The sequence below is a fragment of the Pseudomonas sp. NFIX10 genome, from assembly GCF_900111955.1.
In the GTDB taxonomy this organism is placed as follows: domain Bacteria; phylum Pseudomonadota; class Gammaproteobacteria; order Pseudomonadales; family Pseudomonadaceae; genus Aquipseudomonas; species Aquipseudomonas fluorescens_AA.
On sequence record NZ_FOKH01000009.1, the window covers coordinates 50,862 to 62,969 of the forward strand.

Below are 12,108 nucleotides of genomic sequence, written 5' to 3' on the forward strand. Positions count from 1 at the left end.
GCGTTCATAGTGACCTCTGACGGTATCGGTTTTGCAAGGTTGACCAATAGACCAAGCCCTGAAGGCCTGGCGGGCCTGATCGGTGCGTTTCAATCAAGCCAGACGACGTCAAGCCGCTCAAACGATTTAAAGTCAGGTTGCTGGATAACCTTTTGTAATGTGAATGCCGAGTCATTCGGTAACAGCCGCAAGGGCCGCTCTCCATGGAAAAACTACGTCGTCGCCTGCCACCGCTGACTGCCCTGGTGATTTTCGAAGCGGCCGCACGCCTGCTGAGTTTCACATCGGCAGCGCGGGAAATGTGTGTGACCCAGGCCGCAGTGAGCCGGCAGATCCGGGTACTGGAGGAATCATTGGGGCAGCCGCTGTTCGTGCGCGGCCATCGCAATATCAGCCTGACCTCGGCAGGCCGACGTCTCTATGCCACCGTGGACCAAAGCCTGGAGCGCATTGCCGACACCGTGCACGATCTGCGCAACGGTGTTTCCGGAGTCATTACCTTCGCGGCCACCATCGGCTTTTCAACATACTGGCTGCGCCCTCGCCTTCAAGCCTTCCAGCGAGCGCATCCGGACATTGGCGTGCGCCTGCTGGCACTGGATCGCGATTTTGATCTGGTGGGCGAAAACATCGATATCGGGTTCACCACCGGCAGCGAAGGACAGGGCCCCGGGGTCAGGCTGGATCGGCTTTTCGATGAGACGATACTTGCTGTCTGCTCCCCTTCCTATCTGGGCGATCGCCAACTGCATGAGCCGCGACAATTGCTGGAGGAACGCTTGCTTCACCTGGACCGTGAACACTGGCGCTGGATTCGCTGGCCCGTGGTGGACTGGCCTGTCTGGCTGCAACAGATGGGCGTCACGTATGCACCGCCTACACCGGCGCTGTCGTTCAACAACTCTGCGTTGTTGTTTCAAGCGACATTGGAAGGCGAAGGCATCGCGCTGGGATGGGGCGCGATGATTGACGACCTGCTGGAATCCGGCGCCCTCGTTCGGGTTCTGCCCCATGAGTACCGTACCAGCCGAGGGTATTACCTGGCGCTGAATCCCACCAGCATCGGTGTTTCGGCAGCCGAGGTGTTTCGTGAATGGTTATTGGCGGACATGAGCCGCCGCTGATCCAGCTCCGAGCGAGAGCGTGTCTGTTCTTCGGACGAGGCCAAACACCCGTCTGAACCCATGATGCCAACCTGCCTGTACATTTTTTGAGCGCCCGTTAAAACCCCCTGCCCACCGGGCATCAGCACGGTTATCCACAGACATACTCACGGATTTCTTGGATAACTGGATGGGCCCATGAAGCACTCCTGCCGCAGCGAACCTATGAATTCGAGCCCGCCGTTACCGCACGCCGTCATCGAAGCATCCAGCCGGGAGATGACCGACCGCAGGCCTTGCATACAGATATCCCTGCATCAGTTCGATACCCATGCCTAGCAGCGTCGAGCTTTCTTCACGGGTCTCGACACCTTCGGCGATGATCAGGATATCCAAGCGTCTGGCGACCAGGATGATGCCTTCGACGATCGCTTGTTTGACCGAGTCTCGATCGATGTCTCGGGTCAGTGCCATGTCAATCTTCAATACCTGTGGCTGGAACATGGCCAGCAGGTTAAGGCCCGAATAGCCCGCGCCAAAATCGTCGACGGCGGTAATGAAACCCTGACGCGCGTACTCCACGAAAATCGATTTGAGGTGCTCGGGGTCTACCACCTTCTCGCCTTCGGTCACTTCGAACATGAGCCTCTCTGACGGGAAATGGGTCAGGCGCGCCGCTTCCAGGGTGGCCCGGATACACGTCTCTGGCCGGTATACGGCATTGGGCAGGAAATTGATGCTCAGCAAGCAGTCGGGAATGTCCAGCAACCCCAGCCTTGCGGCTTCTTCGATGGCCTTCACCCGGCAAGCCTGGTCGAATCGGTAGCGGTTGCTGTCGTTCACGAGCCCCAGGATGTAGCCAGCCGATTCGCCGTTGATGCCCCTGACCAACGCCTCATAAGCAAACGCAGCGCGTGTCCGGACGTTGAAAATAGGCTGGAAGGCCATGGTGAAATCAAACCCCAACGCCTCATGGTTGCGGCATTCAGCGCAGCCGAGCGATTGGAACGGAGGGCGTTTCGTCATGATTAATATTCCGTGGCGATCGTGATACATCCCTGCGGGTACAAAGAACTGTAGCCGACACCACCTGAATCGGCGCGGGCCGAAGTTTCTGAATGCACCGTGGTGCCTATTACGGTATCGAAACGTGCGAAGACTTCAGCCAACGGCTCATCGAATCGTTCACCAGGTCTGCAGCGGTCGAGTTCTCCGGTGCTCAGAACGAGCGATCGATTGGGCGCGAAGATGAGTCACTTCGGCCATGATGACTCCTGAAACCAGTTGCCTGGATGAGCGAGTGTTGACCAAGACGCTGCGCTCCCTGAAGCGTGAGGGTCTACTGATTCGGCGAGCGTTCGATGAGATTCCGCCCCGTGTCGAGTACGAGCTGACTCCGCTGGGCATGGGACTGTTGATCCGCATGTCACCTATTTGGACTTGAGTAGTCGAAAACGTCGACGACTTCCGCAAGGCGCATCGCACGTTCGACAGCCAGGATGGCCATAAACCTTCATGGCAAAATTCCCACACCGATTCCAGCAGATCCAGAAGCGTCTGAGTAATCGCCAGCGTTGAACAGCGTTGGTCGTTAGCAGAAGTGAGGAACGACCGGAGTCCCGTCAGGATTTGGGATTCTTGACGTAACGCATGACGACGAAACAGGCGATCAAAATCAGCGGAGCAATGGAAAGCATGCCCATGTAGGTAGAGCCGGACAGATCGTTGATCTTGCCCACCATCACGGGTGCAACTATGCCGCTAAGTTGACCGATGGAGTTGATCGCCGCAGTTCCCGTAGCGATCGCCAATCCTGAAAAGGTCGATTGCGGAATGGTCCAGAAAATCGGGATCGCTATAAAAGTGCCCGCCGTAGCGAGCAAAAGTGCCGCCATCATGGCCCAGGAAGAGTCCGAGAACAGGCAGGCCAACAGATAGCCGACGGCTGCTGCCATCAGGCACAGGACCAGATAGGTTTTACGTTCTCCGGTTCGATCGGAGCGTCGTGTCAGCCAGATCATACCGATGCAGGCAACGATGTATGGCAGCGCCGACAGCATCCCGACCCACAACAGGCTTTGAATGCCAGAGGATTTGATCAGGTGCGGCATCCAGAAGTTGAGGCCATAGGAAGCGGACTTGATCACGAAGTATAGGAACGCCATGATCGCGACTTCCCGCGTCAGCAATACACGCCATAGAGAGCCCAAAACTGGCTTCTGGTTGACTTTGTCATGCTCAAGGTTCGCGACCAGCAGGTCCTTCTCAGCGCGGCTCAGCCACTTGGCAGACTCGATATCACGATCGAGCTTCCACAACACCAACACGCCCAGCACCACGCACGGTAGCCCGGACATCAGGAACAACCAGTGCCAGCCGGCGAGGCCAAACACGCCATCCATAGAGGCCAGCAGGATTCCAGCAGCGGGTCCGCCGACCGCTCCAGCCAAAGGCACTGACAGGAACCATAGGCCGTTCATTTTCGCCAGGTGCTTTTTGGGGAACCAGCACGCCAGATAGAACAGGATCGCCGGACCAAAGCCCGCCTCCATCACGCCAATCAGGAAGCGCAAGAAGTAGAGGGTGTATTGAGTGTAGGCAAACATCATCGCTGCGGTGGCCAGCCCCCACGACACCATGATCCGGCAGATCCAGGCAGGCGCACCGTAACGTTTGAGCCCCAGGCTGCTGGGCACTTCGAACAGTACATAGCCGATAAAAAACATGCTCGCGGCCAAACCATACGCCGCGTCGGTCAAGCCCAGCTCATGCTGCATCTGAGTCTTGGCGAAGCTGATGTTGATCCGGTCAAAATAGGAAAACAAAAAGCAAATAATGGCCAGCGGCATAATGCGCCAGGCCACGCGCCGATAGAGCAGCAGTTCGTTGATCGTTTCTTCGCTGCGCGCAAGCGCGATATCGCCAGTCATGGCAACCATGATGTTTCTCCATTGTTGTAATTATTGGAGAGAGGCAACGTCCATCTAGAGACGTTACCCGACAGATTTTTAGCTGATACGAATCAGTTTTTCCCGGTAAGCCTGCCCCTTGGTGACATAGTCCTCGGCGTTTCGGTGCATACCAACGATCGCTTCGGGTGTCAGCTCTCGCACTACCTTGGCCGGTGCCCCCAGAATCAGGGAGTTGTCCGGGAACACCTTGCCTTCGGTGACAATCGCGCCAGCGCCAACCAGGCAGTTCTTGCCGATGACCGCACCATTGAGGACAACCGCTTGAATCCCGATCAGCGCACCATCGCCGATGGTGCAACCGTGCAACATGGCCTGGTGACCGATGGTGACGCCCTCGCCCACCGTCAGCGCAAATCCCGGGTCGGCATGCAGCACAGCCCCGTCCTGCACATTGCTGTGCTGGCCGATGCGAATCGGCTCGTTGTCACCACGCAGAACAGTCTGGGGCCAGACACTGACGCCCTGCTCCAGCGTGACATTGCCGATGACAGTGGCGTCTTCGGCGACGAAGGTTTCGGGGTGAATGGAGGGGATAAGCGTGTCGTATTGATAGATCGCCATGACAGTCCCTCCTTAAATCCGAGCGTCGGTTTTTAGTACGCCAGCCGCACAGAGTTCGGCGATATGCTCGTCACTGTAGCCCAACTCGCGCATAACCTTGTGGGTATGCTCGCCGATACGTGGAATCGATCGACGGGGTTGTAGACGCTCGCCATCCAGGGACAACGGCAGCAATGGCATGGCGGTGAACGAGCCATCTTCAAGCTCCAGATTCGCCAGCCCACCGCTTTGCAGCAGGTGAGGATCTTCGAACAATTCTTCCGGGCGACGAATCGGCGCGAATGGAATGCTGTGGGCTTCGAGCTGCAGAGCCAATGCCTGCGCATCCATGGTCGCGAAGACTTCAGCCAGGTGAGCCAGCAGCCGCGGGCGTTGCAGTACCCGATCATTGTTGGTGGCGAGGGTCTGGTCGTCGAGCAGCGCGGTCTGGCCCAGCAACTGGCACAAGACGTTCCATTGACCTTCACCAGTGGCGGCGACGAACATCTGCTCGCCGCCAGCGAACTCGAACACGTCATAGATCGCCCAGGGACTGATGCGGTTCGGCATCGGCGCGGCCGCCTGCCCGGTCACGACGTATTGCTGCATATGTTGGGCGGCGAGCAATACGCAGTTCTCGTAGAGCGCACTCTGCACCTCACGACCGACGCCGGTGACGTTGCGGTCGTTGAGCGCGGCGAGCACGCCAATGGCACCGAACATCCCGCCCATGATGTCGTTCACCGAACTGCCGGCACGCAGCGGTCTGCCAACAGGGCCAGTCATGTAGGCCAGGCCAGCCATCATCTGCACCACTTCATCCAGGGCCAGGCGATTGTCGTACGGACCATTGAGAAAGCCTTTATGCGTGGCATAAATGATGCGCGGGTTACGCTCACGAATCGCGGCGTAGCCGAAGCCGAGTTCCTGCATGCGGCCGGGTTTGAAGTTTTCGATGAACACGTCGGCGGTGTCGATGAGTTCCAGCACGGCGTCGCGCCCCTGGGGCGTGTTGACGTCGATGGCAATGCATTGTTTGTTGCGGTTGAACGTGCGAAAGAACCCGGCACCGGCCCCCAGCAGGCGGCGTGTGCCGTCGCCCCGGGTCGGCTCGATCTTGATCACCTCGGCACCGAGGTCACCCAGGATCATCCCGCAGGTCGGCCCCATCACCATATGAGAAATTTCGACGACACGAATGCCGTACAATGGAAGTCTGGACATCAGTGTTTTCCTCGATCGGACAGACTCAAGCGCGGTTGGCGACTGGCGAGTAATTGAGGGGCAGTCCGGCGCGGGCAATGCAGCCGTAAAGGGTTTCGTCGGGCAAGGCCGCGCGCAACACGTCCCGTGACGCGATCAGTGCGATCAGGTCGATACCAGTGTCGTAGCCCATGCTTTGCAGCATGAACACCAGGTCTTCGGTCACCGTGTTGCCGGACGCACCTGGAGCGAACGGGCAACCGCCCAGCCCGGCCAGGGAGGAATCGAGTTCGGTTACGCCTTGCTGCACGGCCACCAGGCTGTTGGCGAGCGCCAGCCCGCGAGTGTCGTGAAAGTGCGCAGCCCTGAGCTTGTCACCGGCAATGGCGCGCACCGCCTGCAGGGTGGTCGCCACCTGCCCGGGATTCGCGTAGCCGGTGGTGTCGCCGAGGCAAACCAGATCACAGCCGGCTTCCAGCACATGACGCGTCAATTCGCAGAGATCATTCAAAGGCACCTCGCCTTGACGAGTGCAGCCAAATGCAACGGACATCCCGGCGATGAGTTGAACGTTGTGCAAACCCATTTCGGCCCGCAGTTGGCACATACGCGCCAGCTCCTCGACCATTTCCAGCGGCGTGCGACGCACATTAGCCAGGCTGTGGGCCTCACTTACGGAAACCGGCGCAATGATGCGGTGGGCGCCGGATTCAAGTGCATCGCGACATCCACGCAGGTTCGGCGCAAGCACCGAGACGATCAGATCCGGATAACTCAAGGCGTGGGCCACGACTTCTTTGGCATCGGCCATTTGCGGCAGCAGTTTGGCGGGCACGAAAGATGCGACTTCCATATGGCGTACGCCAGCCGCATAGGCGGCATCGATCCATTGGCGTTTGGCGGTGGTCGGCATGATGACTTGAAGACTCTGCAAGCCGTCGCGCATGCCCACTTCGTTGATCGTTATTGTTGTCATGAAGTTCTCTCACAGGCTGAAGCACAGGTTCAGACTAGAGGGTCACACTCAGACCGAAAAGACGTTATTCACGCCCTGATCCATCGTCAACCACGATGGATCGACACCGGGTCAGATAACGGATTGTCGTGGTGGTGCACGCAGCAGCAGGTGATCCAACAGCCGGCGCGCAGAAAGCGGCAGCGCATCACGATCCCGCACACAAATCACAAACTCACCCAGGGCCCAATCGTCGGTCAGGGGGATGATCCGTAGGTCAAACAGTTGCGCATATCGCGCCACTGCTTCCAGCGGAAACACTGCCAGCCCCAGACCGAACTGAACCAGGCGGAACGCGGCATCGAATGACGACACATAGGATCGGAAGCACAGCTCCTTGCCATGTTTTTCCGCGTCTTCGCGCATGAAGGTGTTCAGTGTGGCGAAGGCGGACAGGCCCAGATGATCAAAGGCCAGTGTGTCTTCAAAGGCAATACGGGTACGGTCGGCCAAGGGATGACTGGCGCTGACCACCACGGCCAGGTGGTCTTGGCGATACGGCAAAAACTCGAGATCGCCCACGGCCATCGACCGCCGGAAAATGCCCAGATCGGCATTTCCTTCGGCTACGCCGCGGACCACATCGGGGCTGAAACGCTCTTCGATGTCGACCTGGATTCTGGGATTGTCCAACATGAAATCGGACAGTTCTTCCGGCAGGAACTCCATGATCGACGACACGTTCGCTAACACCCGGACATGTCCGCGAGCCCCTTCGGCGTACTCGCTGAGTTCGCTGTCCAGCTTTTCCATCGCACGCGTGAGTGAGCGTGCATGCCGCAGCAAGGCCTGCCCCGCCGGTGTGGGCTCAACCCCGCGCTTGCTGCGCTTGAGCAACGCTGTACCAAAGCGCGCCTCAATGTCGGACAGCCGTTTGCTGACCGCCGACGGGGCGAGGAATGCCCGCTCACTGGCCCGTGCGATGGTGCCTTCCTCGCAGACCAGAATGAACAGGTGCAAGGAGAAATGATCCAGATGCTGCATTTATGTCCCCCTCAAGCCGCAACCTGGCACGCGCCACATATGGTTATCGTTTTCGATTCCCTTGGGGGCGTCGTCGCTCCAGATGTGTGCAATGACCACCCTGCCCACCTGCTCCAGCATACGACCGGTCATAGGATTGTAAAGCTGCGTACAAACACGCACCGCTGGATGAACAAGTGATCTGCCGATCATGCTGGGTTTCATCGAGTCCGAGCGGTTCATGCCGCCGCCCCTACGAGCGAATTGGTCATACTGCGTAAAACCGCGCAACCTCTCAGCGGATAGGCAATCTTTTGACCGCCTAACGGTTTTAGCGTGATACACCTACGCCATTAACCTTACTTGCCGATAAAGATGTGAATCCCATTGGAGCTGACGATGCCCCATCGCACACCCAGACTTCTCCTCGCAGCAGCGACTGCCACGTTGGTCATGTCCGTCACGGCCGCGGTAGGTCCGTTTACCCTGTTCTGGACGAACGAAACGCGTAATGACCGCAACCTGGTAGAAAAGCAGTTGGACGGCATTCGCACGGTGCAAAGTTTGCTCGTGGATGCGGAAACAGGCGAACGCGGGTATGCATTAACGGGGATGGAGACATTTCTGCGGCCTTATTACGTCGCCACGTCGCAGCTTCCCGATGCGATCAAGCTGCTTCGTGAAAACTATCGAAACGATTCGTCCGCTGAAATTGCCAAGGTGGAGGACTTCATCGAGAAGTCCGCACTGAAGCTGGACCACTTGGAAATGGTGATCAAGCTGCGCAGCACCCAAGGTGCTGCTACGACGGTGGCCGAAATCGCCACGGGCAACGGCAAGCACCTCATGGACCAGGTCCGCGACCTGGGAGGCGAGCTGATTCAAGCAGAAGTCGAGGAAGTGGCTGTTCTGGACAACCGGCTTAACGCCAACTTGCGTTGGGCCGTCGCCGTTTCCATCGCCAGCTTCCTGCTTACGCTGGTGCTGGGCCGTTTCATTTACGTGTCCATGCGTCAGACCATAAAACGCCAGGCCGAATCGACGGCTAGCGCGCTTTCTTCAAGCACCCAACTGGGCAAAAGCCTGAAAAACCTTAAGCGGCGCAATACAGAAATAGGTTTGCTCGCAGAAATGGCTCGCCTGCTCCAGACCGAGATGAGCCAAGAGGAAACACTCCAGCTGGTCAGCACTTACTGCCAACAGTTACTGGACGGCAGTAGCGGAACGCTGTACCTGTACCGCAATTCGGCTGATGCTTTGCAACCCGCCGCAAGCTGGGGCCATGTCGAGGCTCAATCAGACGCTCTCATCGGCCCCAAAGACTGTTGGGCCATACGGCGAGGCCATGCCCATGTGGTTGAACATCGTCATGAGCTGCGCTGCGCCCACTACTCAGACAAATCGGAGTTCGACGATGGCGACATTCACTGGTGCCTGCCGCTGATAGCCTACGGAGAAACACTGGGGCTCTTGCATATCCAGCATGCTGGCGGGAATAGCGATAAGGAAATCAGCCGCCAGTTTGCGGAAGCTGCCGCGGAGCAAACGGCGCTAGCACTGGCGAACGGCAGGATGCGCCAGGTCCTGCAAGTCCAGTCGATTAAAGACCCGCTGACTGGCCTGTATAACCGTCGCTTCATGGAGGAAACGCTCAAGCGCGAACTCTCCAAAGCCACTCGAGATGCAGTGGACCTGAGCGTCATCATGCTCGATCTGGACAACTTCAAAAAACTGAACGACATCCATGGCCATTCTGCGGGTGACGCGGTGTTGCGAAGCACGGCATCCTTGATCATGAAGTCAATCAGAGCCACCGATGTCGCCTGCCGGTTCGGTGGAGAAGAGCTGATCGTCATATTGCCGGATTGCTCCATTGAAGACGCTCTCCTGCGAGCCGAATCCATCCGGGATTCGCTGGAAAGCATGAGCCCTACGGATGGAGTGCAGACGTTCAGCGTGACCGCATCCTTTGGCGTGGCCTCGACGACGCGTAACGGGACCGATCAAACCCTATTGCTGCAAGCAGCGGACGCCGCACTGTACAAGGCCAAGCGCGGGGGGAAAAACCGCGTAGCTTCGTAGTCGGTCATAGAGAAGGGAGAACGTAAGCAGCCTCAGAACAACAGGCAGCCAAGGGCGGGGCCTCTTTCTCCGATCGCCGTCGCAACGCCTGTATGACCTTGGACAAAACGGCCCTGACACCCTCCCAGCTCATCCGGAGCAACGTCAGCACCAAAACACCCGATGAAGTCACCGCGACGGTATGCTCCAGAGGGTGGAACACCTTCCCTTTCCCTCGCAGTTCGAAGGGTTCGATCTGAACCCATCGCCCATCGAAAAAAATATCAATTTAAAAACAATCACTTATATGAATCTTGAATTAACTCTTCGAAATATCTTGCGCGCAAACATTTTATGCAATAATTTTATCTCGATTGATTAGCGCGCAAACATTTATTGCGCACCACAACCACTTGGCAACCGCCCTTTCCTTCTCTACAGGTAGTCACTCATGAAAAAGCTTCTTTCTGGTCTGGCCCTCGTCACCGCTTTCGCAACCACTGGTTTTGCAAACGCTGCTGACGTCAAACCCACTGTGGTCTTGGTCCATGGCGCTTTCGCCGACTCGTCGAGCTGGAACGGCGTAGTCAAGATTCTGGAAAAAGACGGTTATCCGGTCATTGCGGCGGCGAACCCGCTACGTGGCGTCAGCAGTGATGCACAATCGGTGGCAAGCATCGTCAAGAACATCAAGACACCCGTGGTTCTGGTCGGCCACTCCTATGGCGGCGCGGTGATCAGCGAGGCGGCGTATGGCAATCAGAACGTGAAGGGCCTGGTGTATGTGGCGGCTTTCACCCCGGAAGCAGGCGAGACCGCGGCAGAGCTGTCTGGACGATTCCCGGGTGGCACCCTCGCCTCGGCCTTGTCGGCTCCGGTCGAGTTGGCCGATGGTGGCAAGGATCTCTACATCCAGCAGGATAAATTCCACGACCAGTTCGCAGCCGATGTGCCTGAGGCTGAAGCTCGCCTGATGGCGGCCGGCCAACGCCCCATCACCGTCGCCGCGCTGAACGAAGCCGCCACGGATCCTGCCTGGAAAACCATTCCGTCCTGGTTCGTGTATGGCGACAAGGATAAGAACATTCCTCCGCAGGCCATGGCGTTCATGGCGGAGCGTGCGCACGCCAAGCAAACCGTCGTGGTGAAAGGCGCCTCCCATGTGGTGATGCTTTCCAACCCGAAGGTGGTGGCTAACCTGATCGAAAAAGCCGCGCAATAAATGCAATTGGCAACACGAGGCCCGCGCATGCGGGCCTTTTGCCGTTGCCTAGGTCGCATTGAGCTTTTCGCCGCCCCCGTTAAGATGCTCATCGCCCGGAGAAAAAAGCCTCCAGTGCGCAAGCCAACTCGACCGGCGCCTCTTCGGCCATGTGATGACCACTGTCAATGCCGGCGCCAGTGACTTTCTGTTCTGCCCACGGCGCCCAAACCGCAAGCACATCGCCATAGAGGTCCTCCAGGTCATCCTGCAACGACCACATCACGTGGAGCGGGCATTGAAGCTTACGACCAGCCTGACGGTCTTCCTGGTCGTGCAGATGGTCCAGCTCGATTCCTGCGCGGTAATCACCGAGCATTCCAATCACGGTTTCGGGATCGTGAATCGCGGCCTGAAAGTCCTCATAATTTTCTCGCCCCATGGCCTCTGCGTCTCCCCCGTACCACGCTTCTGGATTCGCGAGAATGGCCCTTTCTGGCTTGTCAGGCTGGGCATAGAAAAACCAGTGCCACCATTTGGACGCGAACCGTGCCCCACATCGTTCAAGCGCTTCCAGGATGGGCACGCCATCCAAAACGGCCAACTTCAACACCCGTGACGGATGGTCTAGCGCTGTGCGAAAAGCAGCGTAACTGCCTCGGTCATGGCCCGCCAAATAGAACTTATCGAACCCAAGGCTCTCCATGAGCGCGACGCAGTCCCGGCCCTTTGCACGCTTCGAAAAAGCTTCGTAGTCATGAGGGTTCGTCGGCTTACTGGACCTGCCAAACCCTCTCAAGTCCGGGCAGACCACCGTAAAAGATCTGGCCAGCAGCGGTGCAACCTTATGCCAGGTGGTGTGGGTACGGGGGTGACCATGAAGCAACAATAACGGCGGGCCAGAGCCACCGTAACGAACGCGCAAAGTCGCCTCGGGCAAGCTGATCATTTCCAGCTGGAAACCTTCGAACATAATCACCCCGTAATGAGTGCTTTTCACTACACACAATAGATCAAGGTAGTCTTCGGGTACCGTTTACGCAGTTATCT

10 protein-coding genes and 1 pseudogene are annotated in these 12,108 nt (G+C 57.8%); 4 read left to right on the forward strand and 7 right to left on the reverse strand.

Annotated features, from left to right (window positions below; all coding sequences use genetic code 11):
- Positions 1 to 203: 203 nt before the first annotated feature.
- Positions 204 to 1,124 (forward strand): LysR substrate-binding domain-containing protein, encoded by a 921-nt coding sequence (locus BM321_RS10555; RefSeq protein WP_092442459.1) that lies wholly within the window; start codon positions 204 to 206, stop codon positions 1,122 to 1,124.
- Positions 1,125 to 1,346: 222 nt separating this feature from the next.
- On the opposite strand, the gene BM321_RS10560 is transcribed toward BM321_RS10555, so the two are convergent.
- Entirely contained in the window at positions 1,347 to 2,129 is a 783-nt protein-coding gene (locus BM321_RS10560; RefSeq protein ID WP_092442460.1) for an EAL domain-containing protein, read from the reverse strand.
- 268 nt (positions 2,130 to 2,397) lie between these two features.
- On the opposite strand from BM321_RS10560, the pseudogene BM321_RS10565 reads away from it, so the two are divergent.
- A pseudogene (locus BM321_RS10565) lies at positions 2,398 to 2,668 on the forward strand (winged helix-turn-helix transcriptional regulator); the annotation flags it as partial.
- 57 nt (positions 2,669 to 2,725) lie between these two features.
- Here the strand turns inward: BM321_RS10565 and BM321_RS10570 are convergent.
- The 5 genes from BM321_RS10570 to BM321_RS10590 form a co-directional block, all read right to left on the reverse strand.
- On the reverse strand, positions 2,726 to 4,042 hold the full coding sequence (locus BM321_RS10570) for an MFS transporter (protein WP_092442461.1): 1,317 nt from the start codon (positions 4,040 to 4,042) through the stop codon (positions 2,726 to 2,728).
- 69 nt (positions 4,043 to 4,111) lie between these two features.
- A complete protein-coding gene (locus BM321_RS10575) occupies positions 4,112 to 4,636 on the reverse strand; it encodes a gamma carbonic anhydrase family protein (RefSeq protein WP_092442462.1) in 525 nt (174 codons plus the stop codon).
- Positions 4,637 to 4,648: 12 nt separating this feature from the next.
- A complete protein-coding gene (locus BM321_RS10580) occupies positions 4,649 to 5,839 on the reverse strand; it encodes a CaiB/BaiF CoA transferase family protein (RefSeq protein WP_092442463.1) in 1,191 nt (396 codons plus the stop codon).
- Between the two features lie 25 nt (positions 5,840 to 5,864).
- A complete protein-coding gene (locus tag BM321_RS10585) occupies positions 5,865 to 6,794 on the reverse strand; it encodes a hydroxymethylglutaryl-CoA lyase (protein WP_092442464.1) in 930 nt (309 codons plus the stop codon).
- A 111-nt stretch (positions 6,795 to 6,905) separates the two neighbouring features.
- Positions 6,906 to 7,817 carry a LysR family transcriptional regulator gene (locus tag BM321_RS10590; RefSeq protein ID WP_092442465.1) on the reverse strand — a complete coding sequence of 304 codons (912 nt, stop codon included), beginning with the start codon at positions 7,815 to 7,817 and terminating at the stop codon, positions 6,906 to 6,908.
- Positions 7,818 to 8,195: 378 nt separating this feature from the next.
- Between BM321_RS10590 and BM321_RS10595 the strand changes: the two genes are divergently transcribed.
- Both BM321_RS10595 and BM321_RS10600 read left to right on the forward strand, forming a co-directional pair.
- Positions 8,196 to 9,878, forward strand: coding sequence for a diguanylate cyclase (locus BM321_RS10595; RefSeq protein WP_092442466.1), 1,683 nt, complete (start codon positions 8,196 to 8,198; stop codon positions 9,876 to 9,878).
- Between the two features lie 430 nt (positions 9,879 to 10,308).
- The gene (locus BM321_RS10600) at positions 10,309 to 11,079 is read left to right on the forward strand and encodes an alpha/beta fold hydrolase (protein ID WP_092442467.1); all 771 of its coding nucleotides are present in this window, start codon (positions 10,309 to 10,311) and stop codon (positions 11,077 to 11,079) included.
- A gap of 88 nt (positions 11,080 to 11,167) precedes the next feature.
- Here BM321_RS10600 and BM321_RS10605 read toward each other — a convergent pair whose 3' ends face one another.
- Positions 11,168 to 12,031, reverse strand: a complete 864-nt coding sequence (locus BM321_RS10605) for an alpha/beta fold hydrolase (protein ID WP_092442468.1) — start codon at positions 12,029 to 12,031, stop codon at positions 11,168 to 11,170.
- Between the last annotated feature and the right edge of the window lie 77 nt (positions 12,032 to 12,108).

Excerpts from the sequence above, each read along its gene's own strand:
- BM321_RS10575 (WP_092442462.1), bottom strand. The coding sequence starts at position 4,636 with ATGGCGATCTATCAATACGACACGCTTATCCCCTCCATTCACCCCGAA.
- BM321_RS10585 (WP_092442464.1), bottom strand. The coding sequence starts at position 6,794 with ATGACAACAATAACGATCAACGAAGTGGGCATGCGCGACGGCTTGCAG.
- BM321_RS10570 (WP_092442461.1), bottom strand. The coding sequence starts at position 4,042 with ATGGTTGCCATGACTGGCGATATCGCGCTTGCGCGCAGCGAAGAAACG.
- BM321_RS10555 (WP_092442459.1), top strand. The coding sequence starts at position 204 with ATGGAAAAACTACGTCGTCGCCTGCCACCGCTGACTGCCCTGGTGATT.
- BM321_RS10560 (WP_092442460.1), bottom strand. The coding sequence starts at position 2,129 with ATGACGAAACGCCCTCCGTTCCAATCGCTCGGCTGCGCTGAATGCCGC.
- BM321_RS10580 (WP_092442463.1), bottom strand. The coding sequence starts at position 5,839 with ATGTCCAGACTTCCATTGTACGGCATTCGTGTCGTCGAAATTTCTCAT.
- BM321_RS10605 (WP_092442468.1), bottom strand. The coding sequence starts at position 12,031 with ATGTTCGAAGGTTTCCAGCTGGAAATGATCAGCTTGCCCGAGGCGACT.
- BM321_RS10600 (WP_092442467.1), top strand. The coding sequence starts at position 10,309 with ATGAAAAAGCTTCTTTCTGGTCTGGCCCTCGTCACCGCTTTCGCAACC.
- BM321_RS10590 (WP_092442465.1), bottom strand. The coding sequence starts at position 7,817 with ATGCAGCATCTGGATCATTTCTCCTTGCACCTGTTCATTCTGGTCTGC.
- BM321_RS10595 (WP_092442466.1), top strand. The coding sequence starts at position 8,196 with ATGCCCCATCGCACACCCAGACTTCTCCTCGCAGCAGCGACTGCCACG.